The following is a 17,781-nucleotide window of genomic DNA, read 5'->3' on the forward strand; positions in this document are numbered from 1 at the left end:
GTAGTCATGCCCGGGGTAGATCTTCGTGTCATCCGGCAGTTTGGCGAGCTGGCCCACAAACGTGGCATACAGCTCGCTCGGATCGCCTCCGTTGTGACAATTGCCGGCGCCAGCATTAAAAAGGGTGTCGCCGGAAAACAGCGCCGGCTGGTCGGTATGTGATCGCAGGCAGATGTGGCACATGGTGTGACCCGGCGTGTCCATGCATTCGAGTTCGACCCGCTTCCCGACTTTGATGACGTCTCCAGCCTTGACACCGCGGTCCACCCCCGCGATGCGGGCGCCGGCCTTGAAATGAGCGAGCAGCCTGGCGCCCGTGGCCGCGACCATCGCTTCGTTGCCGCCAGTATGGTCTCGGTGCTCGTGGGTGTTTAGGATCTGGGTGATCTGCCAACCCTTGGCCTTCGCGGCGGCGAGGCACTTCTCATGGTCCAGCGGGTCGATGGCAAGCGCTTCGCCGGTTTCCGGACACGCAATCAGGTAGTTGAAGTTGCGGTAGGCATTGCCAGTCCAGATACGCTCGACGATCATCGTGTGCTCCCGAGAGCTTGCTGCCGACGAACAGGCGTTGGTAGAAAGCCATGTTACCGACCGGACGCCCATGGGACCGCATCGCCGCAGGCGCGACACGCAGGCTTCGATCTTCAGCTATGGTAGCAGCGGTCGTTCAACGCCTGTTGGCATTGCTCCAAGCTCCGCGCCCCAAAAGTGGCGGATCACTCCGTCATCTCGCCGAAACACGTTCAGCATGCCCACTGCCGCCGCGCACCGGTTTCAGTTCAGCGGGCTGGCGCAGCAAACTGGAGTCACCACCGCCGCCAGCCTGGAACCGGGTCCGGCCAACACCGGACGTCGGCAGGCCCCGGCTCCTGAGTTGCAGACGTGTCGCGAGCAAGCTCGTGTAACTGCAGATGCCTGAGGCATCAGGGGAAACCGGTTCCAGCGGACCCGCCTGGAACGGCGAGACAATATCCACTATCGAGGTGTCTCATGGGCACTAAAGGTCTGCTCGTCAGGTTGGAAGTCAAGGCCGGCAACGACGACGCCATGGCGGAAGACGTCCTGCGGTCGGCTCTCGCGATGGGTCGGGCGGAAGCCGCAACGACCGCGTGGTTCGCGATCAGATTCGGGCGATCGGAGTACGGCATCTTCGACGTGTTCCCAGACGATGCCGGCCGCGAGGCATATCTGGCGGGCCCAGTTACACAAGCACTGCTGGATGCCGGCGGCAGCGTGTTTGCCGGGGCGCCGCTGATTCAGGAACTCGACATCCTGGCCGACAAGTTGCCTGCAACATCATCGGGCGAGCCGGTCACGAAGGCGCTGCTCCTCACGTTCAAGGCAAAGGCGGGCCATGAGTCACAGGTCGCGCAGTTCCTTCGCGACGCGCAAGCACTCGTGGAGCAGGAACCCAGGACCGTTGCCTGGTTTGCCATCCGCCTTGCCGACGGTCACTTCGGCATTTTTGACGTCTTCCCCGACAACGGCGGTCGGCTTGCGCACTTGACGGGTCATGTTCCTCGGGAACTCGCCAAGCATTCGCTGTCATTGCTGGGTAGCGTGCCGGATATCGGAATGCTCGACGTGGTCGACACAAAGTGGGCCGACCAGTCTACGGGGGCGCGGTGAACGGTCAAGCAGACGGCGAACGAGGCCCGACAGGGAACCTTCCCCACAGGTCGGAATCCGCCTCCGTGTCGTATCGTCAGGGACAGCGCAAACAGTCTTATAGTGAGACTTCATTTTCGAAAGCCTGTCTTGGCCCGGGATCGGATCCTTTGACCCGTCCATGGCTCGCCAGCACAAGGGGCGATTCAAGGGGCCGAATCCCGTTCGTTCGTTAGGCAACACACCGGCATCGGTTCGGTCAAGGCCTCGCGGTTTTCATCGAACGAACTGTGTGAAACTGCTTGCTCGCTCACGCTGTGCAGGAATGCCGGCGATGGCTCTGACCGACGTCGGCGACGCGCATTGCTTTGGAAAGAATCTCCGGGGGTGACTACGGATATCGAACGTAAACCTTGTGAGGTTTGACATGACTACGAATGACAAAGATGGTGTGTCCGCTGGCCCAGTTCCGACAATCGACCCGGTGAACCCGGGGGATGACCCGCCTGTGCCCGATCCAATAATCGACCCGATGGACCCGATAGTCGACCCCGTAACCCCGGGACTCGAGCCATCGTTATCTGGCGACCCCATGCCGGAACCGGGTGAGGAACCCGTTGCAGTTGTAACTGCACCTCCCCCGCCTGAATTAACTGATGTAACTGATCCTCCCGTTGAGGGTGGTGGTGAAGACGATCCAGAGCCCGGCGAATAATAGTCGTAGTCGCCTGAACTTCGCACGTTGTTGAGCTCGGCGTTCAATAATTGAACGCCGACAACTCATTCCGGGGCGCGCCTACAGGGCGCGCTCATGCATGCCGCCATGCGCGTGCGCCGTGGTCCCGTGCGCGCAGGGAAGCGTCGGCCGCACCCCGCCAGCCGCGCACTTGCGCAGCGCACGGCTCTGCGCGACATTTGTCACGACGACCGGCGCGTAAGCCCGGCTGTCGGAGTAGGAATGACAGTCACCCATCACCCCCTCCACAGATCCGTACGTGCGGAATTACCGCATACGGCTCCTGCCTTGGGTCGTGACGATCAGACGCTGGTTCGGGTACGGGTGGCAGATATGAGCGAGGGGGAGCCAGTGCGCTGCAAGGCGAGTCATTCGCGCCCAGTTCAGGCGACGGGTCTGGTCGCGGCGACGCAGGGTGCGATACCACAACCCAACCACGTGCTGGCGGAACCGGCCAATGCGCGTGCCGTTACGGGGCACTCCGAAGTAGCGCGTGTGTCCGTTCACCACCGCCCGCAGGTAACGTCCCTGTTCCGCAATGGACCGGTGCATACGCCGGCGCAATTCCTCCTTCACCGCCTGAAGCTTGGCTCGCATGCGCTTCGCGCTTGTGAGCCGCAACACCGCGAATCCACCTTTACGGGTCTTCCCGCAGCCGTTCCCATGTCATATGCCCGCCCCGATCTGCGGGACATGCGCGCCGCGACTGCATTGCCCTTGGCCTGCCGCCTTCCCTCCACCGCCTCCGCCGTCGCGGGAGTTTCACCCTCGACCTTGTTCGGCAGCTTCTCCGGTACTACGCAGCAGTCCGACTTCCCGCGCCCGTGGCTCATCGTCGTACGCCCTCGGGCTTCACGATGCGCTCTGCGCCTGACGCTTCCCAGCGCGGCCCAGAAGAGCGCGGGATCTCCCGGTTCCCGTGCGAAATGTTTCCGCGCGTGCGCGGGGTCTCAGACCGCGCGGGGTCCGGTACTGCCTCGCCAATGCGGCAGCCCCGGTGTGGCCTTCGGCATGTCTCCACGGCCTCGGCACCCCGGACAACCCGTACCTTCCGGTACGGGGCATGGATTTCGCGGCTCGATACCCGGCCCGCGCGTACCCCTGTCAACGCTTCGTCTGCACCCTTGCGGATGCACACGCATGACTCGGGGCCGCCGTGGCTGGCTAGGCCTTCAACGTATGACTCTTTCATTCACAACATCTCGCTGGTTTTGACCGGCGCACGGAGACCGCCATGACAAACCGCCTCGCCGCCGAAACCTCCTCTTACCTCCGGCAACACGCCGAGAACCCGGTGGACTGGTATCCATGGAGCGAAGATGCATTTCGCCGCGCCCGCGAGGAAGACAAGCCGATCCTGCTCTCCGTAGGCTACGCCGCGTGCCACTGGTGCCACGTCATGGCGCACGAATCCTTCGAGAATCCGCGTATCGCCAGCCTGATGAACGAGCGCTACATCAGCATCAAGGTCGATCGGCAGGAGCGTCCCGACATCGATGACATCTACCAGCAAGTCAGCCAGATGATGGGACTAGGGGGCGGCTGGCCGCTGACCGTGTTCCTCACGCCGCAGGGAGAGCCGTTTTTCGGCGGCACCTACTTCCCGCCGGACGACCGCTATGGCCGCCCCGGGCTCGTGCGCGTGCTGATGAGTCTGAGCGAAGCCTGGCGGCATCGGCGAGAGGCGCTGCGCGACACCATTGCGCAGTTTCAGGAGGGGTTCCGACAGCTCGATCAAGCGAATCTGGACGGCGCAGCCGCCGGCATCGGGGATCTGCCGGCAGAGGCAGCCCGCGCCTTGGCACGGACCACTGACCCGGTCCATGGTGGGCTGGGCGGCGCCCCCAAGTTTCCCAACCCGAGCTGCTATGACCTCATGCTGCGCGTCTATCATCGAAGTGGCGAGCCCGCGCTGCTTGACGCGGTGGAACGCACGCTCGACCACATGGCGGCCGGCGGCATCTACGACCAGCTCGGCGGTGGATTTGCCCGCTACAGTGTCGACGCGCGTTGGGCCGTGCCGCACTTCGAGAAAATGCTCTATGACAACGGCCAGCTCGTGAAGCTGTACGCGGACGCCTACCGGCTGACCGGCAAAGAGGCTTGGCGCCGCGTCGTGGAGGAAACCGTCGCCTACGTCCTGCGCGACATGACGCACCCCAGCGGCGGCTTTTATGCCGGTGAAGATGCCGACAGCGAAGGACAGGAGGGCAAATTCTATGTCTGGACCGCCGCCGGGATCGAGGCAGTCCTTGGCGATTCCGACGGTGCAATGACGTGCCAGGCCTACGGTGTGACAGAACACGGCAACTTCGAACACGGTACTACGGTGCTCCACCGTGCGGTCGAGCTGGATGCGCTGCAAGCAGCGCGTCTGGCGGGCTGGCGCGAGCGGTTGCTGGCGGCGCGCGGCCGACGCGTGCGCCCGGCGCGGGACGACAACATTCTCACCGGCTGGAATGGTCTGATGATCGAAGGGCTCTGTGCCGCTTTCCAGGCGACGGGCCGCGTCGAGTATCTCAGCGCAGCACAGCGTGCCGCCCATTTCATCCAGAGCGAGTTGACCCTGCCCGACGGCGGCGTGTACCGTGCCTGGAACGACGGGAGAGCCAAGGTGCCGGGGTTTCTCGAGGACTACGCCTTCCTGTCCAATGCGCTGCTCGACCTGTACGAGTCATGCTTCGATAAGCGCTACCTCGAGCGTGCCATCGAACTCGCGGCACTCATCCTCGACAAGTTCTGGGAGGACGGGCTGTATTTCACCCCGTGTGACGGCGAGCCATTGGTGCACAGGCCGCGCGCGCCGTACGACAACGCGTGGCCGTCGGGCATCTCAACGAGCGTGTTTGCGTTCTCGCGCCTGTATGAGCTCACCGGCCACGATCTCTACCGTGACCGCGCCGAGCACGAATTCCGGAGATACGAGGCCGCAGCCGCCAAGGCGCCAGCCGGCTTCGCGCACCTCCTCGCCGCGTGGGACTTCGCGCAACGCAGCCCGCTCGAGATCATCTTTGCGGGCGACAAATCGGGCGCCGCCGCACTGGTCACAAGTGTTCACCGCGCATACCTCTCCGCGCGCGTGCTGGCCTTTGCCGAAGACCTGCCGATTGGCCGGGGGCGCCGCCCGGTCAAGGGCCGCCCTACGGCCTACGTGTGCCGAAACCGCACGTGCGCCGCACCGGTGACGGACGGCAAGGCGCTCCTTGAGCTTTGTGCATCCTGACGGCAGCCCGGCGCCATCACCACGCTATCGGCCTCCCATATTGAACGCTCGACGTTTCCAGGTTAGCGCAAGCGTCAACGCCATGGCGGTGAGGCGCGCGTTCAGGTGTGCACCGCAGCGTGACGAACTTCTCGTCGAGGTGCCTGGTTGGACCGGGCTTGCGGCGTGCGGAGAAACCATTCGTCACGCGGCACCAGGTCATGGTGACGGCGGCATGACCCGGTTGCAGGGGCCGCCTGGCTTCAGCGTGCACGCAGCGCATCGACGATGTTCATGCGAGCTGCACGCATCGCAGGAAGGAACCCGCCGATGAGACCCATTGCTACCGAGAACGCAAGCGTTTTCACCACGATTGCCGGGGTGAGAATGAAGCGGAACGAAAGGTCGGCAAAGGTCTGGAAGTTGGTGGTGGAAAATGAGGCGAACTGCATCAACGCCGCGCAGCCAAGCCCGGCCGCACCCCCCACGAGGCCGAGCAGCATGGCCTCGACGAGAAACGCGGCAAGCACGTTGACGCGTTTGAAACCCAGTGCGCGCAAGGTACCGATTTCCGTAACCCGGTTGGCCACCGACGCATACATCGTGATCATCGCAGCGATCGAAAAAATCATCGATAGCGTAAAGCCCAGAATGTTGATGAACGTCGATAGCGCCTTCGATTGATCGCTATAGAACGCCTGTTCGCGTTTAGCCTCGTCGGCAAGCCGTGGGTCGACATCGATGTCCGCCTTGAAACGGTCGAAGAGATGGGTCTGCGCGAGGCGCACCACCATCGACGAGTAACTGGTGCGGCGAAACGACTGCATCAGCTGATCCACATCGCCCCAGATTTCCGAGTCGAAGCCGCTGCCGCCCGCGTCAAAGGTTCCGACGACGATCCAGTCGCGCTGGGCAAAACGCAAATGCTCGCCGATCTGCGTCCCGCTGAAGCCCTTCGCAACGCTGCTGCCGACCATGATCTCGGACGACCCGGCTTTGAACATGCGTCCCGCCACCAACTTCACCTGTGGGCGCAAGCCCAGTCCTGTCGGCGAGACCCCGCGAATGACCACGTTCGACGGTTTGTTCGAGCCGCTCTTCACGAGCGAGATGAGCACCACGGCTTCTTTCGACGCCAGTGGCCGTCCGTCGGCGCCCATGGCCACTGACGGATGCATTTCCATGATGCTTGCCTGGTTGCGGTCGATCGCGCTCTGCACCTCGGTTTCCGCACCCTTGCGGATCACCACCACGTTATCGTGTTCGCCGGTGGACACGAGTGTCTTCTTGAGGCCCGCGTCGAGCATCAGCACCGTGGCGAACACGAACACGACCAGCGCCAGCCCGCCGGCTGTGAGCATCGTGGTCAGCCGGCGTGTCCACAGGTTGCGTGCGATGTAAGCGAGCGGAATCGTCACAGGCGCCTCTAACCGATTGCCCGCAGGCCTTCGACAATACGAACCCGCGCCGCGTGCAGCGCCGGTACGATGGCGGCGGCGAATCCGACGGCGAGCGCGCAGGCTGCCTGCAGCTCGATCGTTTCGACGGATACGCTGAAAACCGGGAACACGCCGCCCGTGGCTTGCTTGAAAAAGCTCGCCGCCGGCGGCGTGGCGAGAATGCCGAGGCTGCCGCCGATCGCGCTGATCGCGATCGACTCCCCGAAAACCAGCAACGCCAGAAACGTGGGCCCGAAGCCGAGCGCCTTGAGCGTTGCATACTCGACCGTACGCTCGCGCGCACTCATGGCCATTGCATTGGCCATCACCGCCATGATGATCACGATCACCACATACGACACGACGCGGATCGCCGCAATGATCTGATTCGACATGGCCACAAAGCCAAGCTGAAATGCCTGCTCGGTTTCGGTAAGGGTTTCAGCAAGGGAATTCTTGAAGACGCTATCCACGCTGCGCGAGATCGCCGCGGCATCATCGGGGTTCGAGACGCCCAGGACGTAGACACCGACTTGATCCGCCTGCCGGGGTGTCGTCTTGCGCACGGTTTCATTCAGGTATTCCCAGTGGAACAGCAACTGACGCGTGATCGTCGTTTCGTCCCGTCCGTCCAGAATGCCGCGAACGACGAATTCCCAGGTGCCGGGGTAGATCGTGCCTTTGATCGGAATCACGTCGCCTACCTTGAATCCGAACTGGCTCGCGAGCTGCCGTCCCACGAGGCATCCCTTGCGGTCGCGCAGGTAGTCGGAGCGCTGCTGCGCCGGCAGGACCAACTCCGGGTACAGGTCGAGATAGTTGTTCGATACTGCGAACTGCGCGAAGAAGTTCCTGGGCTCTCGATAGATACCCCCGAACCAGTTGGAACGGGCCACGAGTGTCACCCCGTCGACGCCTCGAATACGGTTCTCATAGCTCAGAGGCAAGGGGAAGACGAGGGAGATGGCGTTGCGTGTCACGAGCCGTGCATTCGAGGCCGTGGCGGCCCCCGCATACCAGGCGTCCTGATCTTCTCGTTTGGAGCCAGTACGAGCGTGTCGCCCGGGTTCACGCCATTGACCGCGACGAGCTCGCCGATCCTGGCGCCCGTCGTGACCGCGACCTCCCGCACCGTGTCGTCGTTGACCACGTAGACCACTTTCTTGCCGTCGCGCTCGACGATCGCGGCGGGCTGCACCGCGACAACGGGCTGCTTTTCCTGCGGCGGAACCGCTCTCGCGAGGAACGCAATCTTTGCGCTCATTTCGGGAAGCACACGCGCATCGCGGTCCACGAAACGCACTTTGACCAGCACGGTCGCTTTTGAGCGGTCCACCGTGGGCACGATGCGCGAGACCCGGCCCGCCAGTCGCAGATAGGGCAGCGCGTCGAGCTGGATCTCGCACGGCTGATCCACATTGATTCTGGCTAAGTTGGACTCCGCCACATCCGCTTCGACTTCGAGCGTTTCCATGTCGGCGATCGTCACGACCGCCCCCTTGCTGTCGGATGCCTGCGAAAATGGGGTGATGTTGTCGCCCACGTTCGCATGCTTTTCGATCGCCACGCCATCGAATGGCGCACGAATCGCGGTCTGAACGACAGCGACTTGAGCGGCACGGGCGTTGGCCTGCGCCGACAAGATGGCGGCCCTGCTGTTGTTGATCGACGCCTTGGCTTTGTCGTAGCGGGCAAGATCGGCATCGTATTGCGTTGCCGGGATAGCCCCCTTGGGCGCGAGTATCGCGGAGCGGCGCAGATTGGCTTCGGCGTTCTTCAACTCGGCAACCTGCAGTTCAAGATTCGCCTGCGCCACTGTCACTTGCGCCAACGCCTGAGCCCCCACGCCGCCTTGTGGTACGGTGAACGGGCCCACAGTATAGCGCCGTGCCCAGTCCGCGCTTACGCCACGGTGGCGCCGCCGTGGCGTTCGGCCCGGACCTGCTCATGCGACTCGCCGATTGCAATGCGGGCAGTATTGTCGTCGCCACTCGAAGCGGCGCGCATTCGAAATATGAATCGCGGCTGGCGTTACGCTCGCTGGTAGCCGTTCCCTGCTTCAATGGCGGTATTCGTTCTCGAACGGGTGGAGAGAATCGCATGCTGACTGCGCACGTCCCTGACCTGGCTGCGGCGTTGGAGCGCCATGTGAAGGTTCTTGCCGAAGACATCGGCGAACGCAACGTGTTCCGGCCGGATGCCCTGCACGCGGCGGCCGACTATATCGTGCAGCAGTGGACGAGGTGTGGCTGTGCAGTGACGCGTCAGGACTATCGGGTGCGAGGGGTCCCCTGTGCCAATATCGAAGTTGCGCTCGCAGGCTGCGTTGAGTCTGACGAAATCATCGTGCTGGGCGCGCATTACGACACCGTGCGCAACAGCCCCGGCGCCGACGACAACGCCAGCGGCGTCGCCGCGCTCCTCGAGATCGCGGGCATGCTTCAGGCCCTCTCGCCTCGGTACACCGTGCGCTGCGTTGCGTTCGTGAACGAGGAAGCGCCGTTTTTCTTCCGCGGCGACATGGGCAGTCTGAGGTACGCGAGAGCCGCGCGGCTGCGCGGGGATCGCATTCGCCTGATGCTTGCGCTCGAGATGCTCGGTTACTACCGGGACGAGCCGGGTACGCAAAGGTATCCGCCTTTGCTGCGTTACTTCTATCCGGCATGCGGCAACTTTATCGGCTTCGTTTCCAATCTTCGCTCGGCGCGCCGATTGCGATGGTTCGTCGACGCGTTCCAGGCGTCGTCCAATTTTCCGCTCGAAGCAGCGGCGCTGCCGTGGTGGGTGCCAGGGGTCGCGTTGAGCGATCATTCTTCGTTCTGGCGCCACGGCTATCCGGCCGCCATGGTGACGGACACTGCCTACCTGCGCAACCCGCACTACCATACCGCTCACGATGTCCCTGCGACGCTCGACTATGGGCGCATGGCCGCCGTGACGCGCGGGTTGGCTGCGAGCGTGGCATCGCTGGGGCCGGCTGGCGCGAATCCCGGCAAGATCCAGGCCCCGGAAAAGGGGTAGCTGTGACCGTGGGCGGCCGCTTTCGACGCGAGGCCTCTGTCAGTTACCGACCCACTGCCGCTGGTCGCGTAGTCAGGGGTTCAACGGCAGGTAACGGAGTGGCCCGGTCATCCAAGCCAGCTTCTCGGGGACAGCAGTTCGGCCTATCCGGTCAGTCGTGCGCGACCGTCGGGAGATGTACCGGAGAGGTGAGCGGAATGCAGCCCCATCGACGTGCGCTACCGGTGTGAGCAAGTATGGTGGTTTGAGTTAAGTAAACCATCTCGCCGTTTGCGAATGAGCGATCAAGGCCTGTTGACGCCGACATAGTGTTGACCCGTCTGCCGACGTCGGACTGACCAGCCCGCCAATCAAGGGGCGAATCCGCCATCAACGACGCTCGACTCGATCTGGCTGGTCAGGCGTCCTTGGGCATGCAGGTAAAACTAGCATCGGCGACATCAGCGAGCGGGCGATGCCGGATTTGCACATCGTGACCCACACACTACACTGGTAGCATTGGTCCACGCTGGCTTGGCCAGGCCGCAGCGCATATTGCATCCTGCTGACGGCTAGTTGTGCTGGCGTGGAGGACGGCGCTCACCGCGCCGACGTCGCGCTCGGTTGTCAATGCCGCCAAACTCAGCCACGCGCGAATCTCGATGCCCTTGCCAGATGCTTGTCCACCCTGGCATTGGCCGGGTATGCCGAAACGGATGGTCGGATTACAGTTAGAGGTGATACCACGTCAAGACCGGGCACCCTACAGGCCCTGACGACTTCTCCTTCCGAGGGCAATCGCAATGCTTCCGCGTATGTGGTTGACCTTTTCAACTGCCATTGCGCTTTTGCTCGCAATTCTCGGCTCTCTCTCTTCTCTTCAGCGCAACGCGATTTTCTCGGATCTTCTGCGCCAGCGCATCTCGGTCATCGCCCAGACAACCGCCGCTTCCTTTGAGCCTATCACCGACCTGGGAATCCCACTTTCGATGATCCGCAACGGAAGCGAAATCGTTGCACGTGCTCGGGAAATGGATCACGAGATCGCACGCGTAGATGCACTGAGCCCGGATGGTGACGTGATATTCAGCACAAGAAGCACGCTTCGCCCGCTACCTCCGCATGTTTTGCAGGTGATGAAGCTGTCGCGCAACAATCGCTGGAGCACGGAAACGTCGGACGAAATTCTCAGCGGCTTCAATATTGTGGGTGCGGACGACCGCGTGAATGGTGCCGTGGTCGTCGCCTACCCCATAGCGCGCCTTAAAGCGGCCTCCATCTCCTTCATCGGCGACATCGTGAGAACGGCGCTGCTAATCTGGGCCGCATTCTCGCTCATTGCGTTCCTGCTGCTGCGCCTCATTCTCGAGGCGCCAGATCGAGCCGTTTTACACATCGAGTCGTTGTCACGGGGCGAGATCGTGGCCGACAACACGTCGATGACCCAAGCGGTACCGGGCCTGACGTTTTGGCGCGGCCTGTTTGGGCTTGAAATCGAACACCTCAGAAGCAACCTGGTTGAAGCAAAGCGCAAATATGACCTGGCGTGTGAATCGCTTACCTCACTTTCGTCCGTTGGGCCCAATGTCTCCAGTTCACCGTTTCATGTAGATGAAAGCCAGGAGGCGCGTTCGCAGGAATCAGTGGTTGCGTCCAGTTCTACGCGTTCGCTGGCACGTAGAATCGCCTCACGGCTGACCCTCCTCGCAGCCGTGTTCATTTTCGCTTCCGCGATGTTGCTTGGCAACACAATACTCAGCGCGGTCAACCATTCCATGGAACCCGAGCTTGCCGCCCGCAGCAACCTGATTGGCACCGTGGTAAGCGAGAATGTGCAGCGCGCGGTGGCTGCTGGCGTGCCTCTCGAAGGTCTGGTCGGGGCGGAGCGCTATTTTGGCGACATGCTTCAGCAGCTTCCGGGAGTGGCTCATATCGCCGTTGTCACGGGACACGTGGTGCTCGAAGCTGGAAAACGCATCGCCCCCGATCTCGCGCTGCGTCGTGAGCGCAAGGATGTCCGCAGCCATCCGATCGTCGTCGACGGCAAGGAGATTGCCTATGTCGTCATCGATATTGATCCCGCTTTCATCGCCAGGAAGTTTCTCGATGTATTCCTCGACATGGCTGTCATCGTCCTTGCCGCGATTTTACTGGCATTCGAGATCATGGTTTTGATGACCAGCCGGGCTTTAACAGCACCTCTCGACAGGTTGCAGCGGATTGCGGCCATGCAGGCGGTCGGGAATTTCTCGAAAAGGGCGAGTGTTTCCACCAGGAATTCGGTGGACCGCGCCGCGAGGAACCTGATCGAACGCGCCGAGGCGCTCAATGCGCAATTCGCGACTCTCCAGGCGGCAATGGCGCACTCAGACAGAAGGCGCGCTCTGCTGGAGAATTTGCGCGAGCGCTATTTTCTTTCGGAAAGAGGGCTAACAACGCTGCGCTTCTCTTATTTCACCGATTTGCGCCTGGCCCTGTTCCTCTTCGCCGCGGCCGACGAGCTACCACTTTCCTTTTTGCCACTATATACGCGGGCAGCCGACAATCCATGGAAATGGGTGGATGGCAGTGTGCTGATCAGTCTTCCATTGGCAGGCTATCTGAGCGCAATCGTCTTCATCTCGCCTTTCGCTGGCCCTTTGGCACAGCGGTTGGGAAGGCGGATGCTGTTGTTTCTCTCAGCCATTCCTGTCTTTGTAGCGCATCTTCTCCTTTACTTCGCTACTTCCGTTCCAGAGATCGTCGCGGCGCGCACCATCATCGGGGCGGGATATGCCCTGGTGACACTGGCCTGCCAGGACTATGTTATCGACACAACTCTGAGAGAAGAGCGTGACCGGTCCCTTGGCATGTTTTCTACAGCACTCTTTGGCGGCATTTTCTGTGGAACGGCGCTCGGCGGCGTCCTTGCCGACAGGCTTGGCCCGTCAAACGTATTTCTCTTCAGCGCCACGCTGGTCGCTACATCGGCCATGCTGACGCTTTGGTTCGTGAAGCCTCTAGCCGGGAGCCGCCAGGCGGATTCGCTGAAACCTTCGAAAATTGCGATCTTTGCAGCGCTTCGGGACATGCACTTTGCGAGTCTCGTCTTTGGCGTCGCAATACCAGCCAACGTTTTGTTGCAGGCTTTCATTTGCTATCTTGTGACTCTGAGTCTCAGTGCGCTCGGTGCCCCGCCAGCGGATATTGGACGTACGCTGATGATCTATTTCATTGCGGTTGCAGTCGTTAGCTCATTTGGCGGACGAGTAGCAGAACGAGGCGTGCCGGTGACGTTGATTGCGCAGGCCGGAAGCCTGGTTGCCGGGCTTTCCCTTCTGCCTGTTGCGTTGGGGCCTGGCAAAATTTCGATGATCTTCGCCGTCCTTGGCGCCGGCTTCGGTCATGGACTGGTGCGTGGGGCACAGGTCTCGGTTGCCATGTCGATTGCCGAAACCGACTTGAGTCGTTTGGGCTCAAGCGTGGTGCTTGCGGCACTCAGAACAATGGAACGACTGGGAAGCATTGTGGGACTTATCGCGATCGCGGCACTTGCCGGAGAGGCCGGTTATGCTGTTGCCACTGCCACAGTCGCCTTGTGGTCGATTGCTGGTGGCGTCCTTTTTGCAATTTTCACCCGGCCGAGACCGGCGCGTATCGATCGCGGGACGCCGACGTCACAATAGCCGAGGCGGCCTTAGTCATTGTTCCATGATCCTGGTCCCGAACCAATCCAGGGAGAGAGGATATGAAGATGCTTTTCGGTAGGGTCATTCTTCTGGTGCTCATTTGTGCTTTCTCCGCCCCGGCGCATTCGGGAGAAAAGAAGCAAATCCTTGGCGTGTTCTATGACGGTTGCGACAGTATCTGCGAGGGATTCAAAGCCGAGATTGCGGAGAGCGGATTCAATGCGGAACTCAAGGTTCTCGATCTGAAAGAGAACAAGTCGCGGCTGCCGGAGGCCGTCAAGATGGCACGTGACATGAAGGCCGATCTGGTGGTGGTCTATGGGACCAACGCTACGCTTGGAGTAATTGGCACACTCGATGATCGCGATGACCCGCGCTATCTCCATGACATTCCGGTTGTCTTCACGGTTGTAGCCGATCCCTTCGGCGCCCGCATTGCCGAGAGCTTTGAGCGCAGTGGCCGGTCCAATGTGGCAGGAACATTCAACAGGGTGCCGGAGGCCACGAACATCGAAGTCATCCGGAAATATGATCCTGAATTCAAGAAGCTCGGTCTCCTCTACAATTCCAATGAGAAGAACTCGGTCCTGAAAATGCAGGAGTTGAGCGTAGTCGCCCCGAGGCTGGGCGTGGAACTTGTGGCCCTCGAAATTGACCCTGGAAATTCGGACACACCGGATCCGGCGTTGATTCCAGTTCGCATTCGCCAGCTAAAGAAAAATGGGATCAAATGGATTTATGCAGGTTCAAGCGCGTATCTACGCGCCAATGGAGAAGTGTTCACTGCCTCTGCAGTTGAAAACGGTATTGCCGTCGTGAGCCCCTATGAGGAACTCGTCCGCGACAAGCACGCCCTCCTGTCCATCGCGGCGCGGCTGGAGGATGTCGGCCGACTTGCAGCCGATCAGGCCTTGAAGATCCTTAGGGATGGTGCGAAACCCGGTGATCTCCCAGTAGTGCGGGCAACCAAGTTTGCGTACGTGGTCAATATGAAAGTGGCAAGGCAACTAGACCGCTTTCCCCCAATTTCGATCCTTCAAGGGGCAGAGATTGTAGGAAAATGAGTGCCCGACAGTGGCACGGCAAAACAAAAGGGCTTGCATTTCTGCGAACCCCTTTTTGGCGGCCTGCGCTTACTAAGCGCTTGTGCCGACATCGAGCCCATCGGCCAAACTTTTACTGAGAGGCAGAGATCGGCATGCGCATCCCTTGAGCACGACCGTCAAAGGGGCGGTCACGAGGGGGGACAAACTCAGTCGGCGTGCCGACGTCCGCTGCCGGAGTGGATCGGCCATCTGAATGACCGGGCGAAGGCGCCGTCCACCGTCCGCAACTGGCCGGTCACTGCCTGTCGTCGCTCGGCAGCACGCGACCTGAGCGGTCGGTCAGGATCCTCGACAACGGACATTCACGTGCGTTAGTGATTTACCTCCCTAAGCACGTCTATGAACGCCCGCAGACCAGCAGGCACGTGGCGATGCCCAGGATAGTACAGGCAGAGCCCCGGGATGAACGGGCACCAATCTTCCAGCACGGTAACCAGCCGGCCGTCGTCCAGCCAATCACGGGCCGTGGATTCCGGTACATACGCGAGGCCCAAACCATCGGACGCGGCCTCAACCATCAGCCCGTTGTGATCCAGCGTGAGCACGCCGGGAACATCGATCGCCACTTCCTGCCCGTGCTTGCGGAACTCCCAGCGGTAGCGCTTGCCGCTCGGCAGCCGTTGGCGAATGCAGTCGTGGCTACGAAGGTCGTCGGGCGTGATGAGCGGTGTTCGTCCCGCGAGATACGAAGGCGCTGCAACGACTACGAAGCGAAGATCATCGCTGATGCGCACCGCCACCATGTCGCGCGGGATCGACTCGCCAAGCCGTACTCCGGCATCGAAGCCTTGCTCGACGATATCGACGAGCCGTCCCTCCGCGACCAGATCGAGCGCCATGCCGGGGAAGCGCTTCAGAAAACGCGGCACCACCGTTTTCAACAACAGCCGCGCCGCACTCTCATTGGCATTGATCCTGAGCGTGCCGCTCGGATTGCCGCGCGCATCGGCGACGGCATCCAGTGCCTCGTCAAGATCGCGGAGCACGGGCGCAAGCCGCGCGAGCAATGCTTCGCCGGCTTCTGTCGGCGCTACGCTACGCGTCGTGCGATTGAGCAGGCGCACGCCCAATTCACGCTCCAGTGCGAGCATGGCGTGACTTAGCGAGGAGCGCGAAACGCCGAGTGCATCGGCGGCACGGCGGAAACTCCGATGCGCTGCGACAGTGGAAAACGCGGTGAGATCGGCAAGTGTCGGCTTGGTCATTGGTGGCGAATTTTCACGGGCTCATACGCACTATAGAGACTTCTCTGACCAATGACGGGTACCTAGACTGGTGATCAGGCAATGCCATTCCATCCACTTTATGGAGAGACACACCATGATGAAGACCTGGTTTATTACCGGCACGTCGTCAGGCCTCGGCCGGCTATTCGCCGAGCGCCTGCTGCAACGCGGCGATCGGGTCGTCGCGACGCTGCGGCGCGAGGGGGCGCTCGATGAGCTGAAAAAACAGTACGACGACTGGTTGCATGTGCTGACACTCGATGTCACCGACATCCGCGCGGTGCACTCGAATATCGCTGCCGCATTCGAAGCGATGGGCCGTATCGACGTGATCGTGAACAACGCGGGCTACGGGTTATTCGGCGCGGCCGAGGAAGTGACTGATGAACAGATTGACCGGCAGATCGCCACCAATCTCACTGGATCGATTCAGGTCATCCGTGCCGCGCTGCCTCACCTGCGCCGCCAGGGCGGCGGCCGGATCGTTCAGGTCTCGTCCGAAGGTGGACAGATCGCTTACCCGAATTTCAGCCTCTATCACGCGACGAAATGGGGCATCGAAGGTTTCGTCGAGTCAGTAGCGAAGGAGGTGGCACCATTCGGCATCGACTTCGTGATCGTGGAGCCGGGGCCGACGAGCACGCAGTTCGGTGCCGGTCTCGATCACGCGGTGCCGATGCCCGAGTACGACGATACCCCGGCGGGCGACGTCAGGCGGGCGATTGCGTCCAACAGCTTTGCAATTCGGGGCGACGCCGGCAAGACGGTCGCCGCAATGATCGTCGCGGCGGACTCGGCACATCCGCCGTTACGCCTGACGCTTGGCGGCGGTGCCTACGACTCGATCAGGGCTGCGTTGGCTGAGCGCCTGAGGGTGCTCGAAGCACAGCAGGACATCGCGTTTTCAGCCGACTCGATAAGCTGAGCGCGGTTCTGGACGCGGGTTTTCCCTTAATCGTGCAAGTGGCTTTGTTAGAAGCGGAATGTTGGCTATCTTTGACTCACGATCTGCCAGGCCGAACAAGAGAGGCAATCATGAAAGCATGCAACGTTGTGAATCTGCTCGTCGCCCTGGGATGCGTGACGCTGACGTCGAATGTCTACGCGCAAGCCAGCAATGCCATGCCGATGGCGTCGAGTCCGGCTGCAAGTTCAGGCAAGGCGACGCCAGCGGACAAGAACCTGGCTCGCGATGTACGCAAGGCATTATCGAAAGCGCCCAACTTCAACGTGTCGAACGTATTCGTCAAGGCGCGCGGCGGTGTCGTGACATTATCTGGCAGCGTGCCGGACGGTCCTCAGATCCAGCAGGCCGCGGAAGTGGCGAAGGGCGTGCCGGGTGTAACGTCGGTGAGTAACCATCTGTCGCTCTATACGAAAGGGTATTAACCCTTCAAGGCGGTGCCGGGATGTACTGGCCGTTCTCAGCCGTGAATGTCGCAAGAGGAGCCGACGCTCCCTGCAATTTCACGCGCTGCTTGAGCGCCCTCGACTTGCAATAGCGTTGGCAACGTTACGCCGTTCTTCGCCGCTGTTACTTCGGCAAGAATCGACACGGAAATTTCAGGCGGCGCCGATCTACAGTCAAGTCGCGCCGGAGCACGAGTTCATGTTCAAGGCACGGCTGCGGCGAGCAGGAGTCGCGCTTTATGGCCGAACCCAGAAGTTCGCTCGCGAGACCAACCTTCCGTGCAAGGGCTGGTGCCGAACTTCCGCACCCGACCCACTCCAGCCATAGGACCCGCCACAACATAACGGCAGCTCTCCAAGGTACAACGGTCATTCACTCCTTCGAA

Annotated in this window: 10 protein-coding genes and 2 pseudogenes; 7 read left to right on the forward strand and 5 right to left on the reverse strand. The window is 61.4% G+C overall.

Going from position 1 to position 17,781, the window contains the following annotated elements; genetic code table 11:
- A partial coding sequence (locus SB772_RS38625) for a hydroxyacylglutathione hydrolase family protein (protein ID WP_410838328.1) occupies positions 1 to 531 on the reverse strand: 531 nt, incomplete at its 3' end.
- A 486-nt stretch (positions 532 to 1,017) separates the two neighbouring features.
- Between SB772_RS38625 and SB772_RS38630 the strand changes: the two genes are divergently transcribed.
- Positions 1,018 to 1,629, forward strand: coding sequence for a putative quinol monooxygenase (locus SB772_RS38630; protein WP_410838329.1), 612 nt, complete (start codon positions 1,018 to 1,020; stop codon positions 1,627 to 1,629).
- 1,949 nt (positions 1,630 to 3,578) lie between these two features.
- Positions 3,579 to 5,567: a thioredoxin domain-containing protein gene (locus SB772_RS38635; protein ID WP_410838330.1), complete on the forward strand. Its 1,989-nt coding sequence runs from the start codon at positions 3,579 to 3,581 to the stop codon at positions 5,565 to 5,567.
- 242 nt (positions 5,568 to 5,809) lie between these two features.
- On the opposite strand, the gene SB772_RS38640 is transcribed toward SB772_RS38635, so the two are convergent.
- From SB772_RS38640 to SB772_RS38650, 3 genes and pseudogenes are all read right to left on the reverse strand, one after another.
- On the reverse strand, positions 5,810 to 6,964 hold the full coding sequence (locus tag SB772_RS38640) for an ABC transporter permease (protein WP_410838331.1): 1,155 nt from the start codon (positions 6,962 to 6,964) through the stop codon (positions 5,810 to 5,812).
- A gap of 8 nt (positions 6,965 to 6,972) precedes the next feature.
- Positions 6,973 to 8,010: pseudogene (locus SB772_RS38645) on the reverse strand (ABC transporter permease); the annotation flags it as partial.
- Positions 7,962 to 8,825: pseudogene (locus SB772_RS38650) on the reverse strand (efflux RND transporter periplasmic adaptor subunit); the annotation flags it as partial. The pseudogenes SB772_RS38645 and SB772_RS38650, both read right to left, overlap by 49 nt.
- A gap of 260 nt (positions 8,826 to 9,085) precedes the next feature.
- Here SB772_RS38650 and SB772_RS38655 point away from each other — a divergent pair.
- From SB772_RS38655 to SB772_RS38665, 3 genes are all read left to right on the forward strand, one after another.
- Positions 9,086 to 10,006, forward strand: coding sequence for a M28 family peptidase (locus tag SB772_RS38655; protein WP_410838332.1), 921 nt, complete (start codon positions 9,086 to 9,088; stop codon positions 10,004 to 10,006).
- 794 nt (positions 10,007 to 10,800) lie between these two features.
- Positions 10,801 to 13,650, forward strand: a complete 2,850-nt coding sequence (locus SB772_RS38660) for an MFS transporter (protein ID WP_410838333.1) — start codon at positions 10,801 to 10,803, stop codon at positions 13,648 to 13,650.
- A gap of 62 nt (positions 13,651 to 13,712) precedes the next feature.
- Positions 13,713 to 14,717 carry an ABC transporter substrate-binding protein gene (locus SB772_RS38665; RefSeq protein WP_410838334.1) on the forward strand — a complete coding sequence of 335 codons (1,005 nt, stop codon included), beginning with the start codon at positions 13,713 to 13,715 and terminating at the stop codon, positions 14,715 to 14,717.
- Between the two features lie 353 nt (positions 14,718 to 15,070).
- Here SB772_RS38665 and SB772_RS38670 read toward each other — a convergent pair whose 3' ends face one another.
- Positions 15,071 to 15,964, reverse strand: coding sequence for a LysR family transcriptional regulator (locus SB772_RS38670; RefSeq protein ID WP_410838335.1), 894 nt, complete (start codon positions 15,962 to 15,964; stop codon positions 15,071 to 15,073).
- A gap of 115 nt (positions 15,965 to 16,079) precedes the next feature.
- Between SB772_RS38670 and SB772_RS38675 the strand changes: the two genes are divergently transcribed.
- Positions 16,080 to 16,910 carry an SDR family oxidoreductase gene (locus SB772_RS38675; RefSeq protein WP_410838336.1) on the forward strand — a complete coding sequence of 277 codons (831 nt, stop codon included), beginning with the start codon at positions 16,080 to 16,082 and terminating at the stop codon, positions 16,908 to 16,910.
- A 110-nt stretch (positions 16,911 to 17,020) separates the two neighbouring features.
- Positions 17,021 to 17,374, forward strand: coding sequence for a BON domain-containing protein (locus SB772_RS38680; protein WP_410838337.1), 354 nt, complete (start codon positions 17,021 to 17,023; stop codon positions 17,372 to 17,374).
- Positions 17,375 to 17,781: the final 407 nt, after the last annotated feature.

Origin of the sequence: Paraburkholderia sp. SIMBA_030 (assembly GCF_046535245.1) — a bacterium.
Taxonomy (GTDB): domain Bacteria; phylum Pseudomonadota; class Gammaproteobacteria; order Burkholderiales; family Burkholderiaceae; genus Paraburkholderia.

Excerpts from the sequence above, each read along its gene's own strand:
- SB772_RS38635 (WP_410838330.1), top strand. The coding sequence starts at position 3,579 with ATGACAAACCGCCTCGCCGCCGAAACCTCCTCTTACCTCCGGCAACAC.
- SB772_RS38655 (WP_410838332.1), top strand. The coding sequence starts at position 9,086 with ATGCTGACTGCGCACGTCCCTGACCTGGCTGCGGCGTTGGAGCGCCAT.
- SB772_RS38660 (WP_410838333.1), top strand. The coding sequence starts at position 10,801 with ATGTGGTTGACCTTTTCAACTGCCATTGCGCTTTTGCTCGCAATTCTC.
- SB772_RS38665 (WP_410838334.1), top strand. The coding sequence starts at position 13,713 with ATGAAGATGCTTTTCGGTAGGGTCATTCTTCTGGTGCTCATTTGTGCT.
- SB772_RS38670 (WP_410838335.1), bottom strand. The coding sequence starts at position 15,964 with ATGACCAAGCCGACACTTGCCGATCTCACCGCGTTTTCCACTGTCGCA.
- SB772_RS38675 (WP_410838336.1), top strand. The coding sequence starts at position 16,080 with ATGATGAAGACCTGGTTTATTACCGGCACGTCGTCAGGCCTCGGCCGG.
- SB772_RS38680 (WP_410838337.1), top strand. The coding sequence starts at position 17,021 with ATGAAAGCATGCAACGTTGTGAATCTGCTCGTCGCCCTGGGATGCGTG.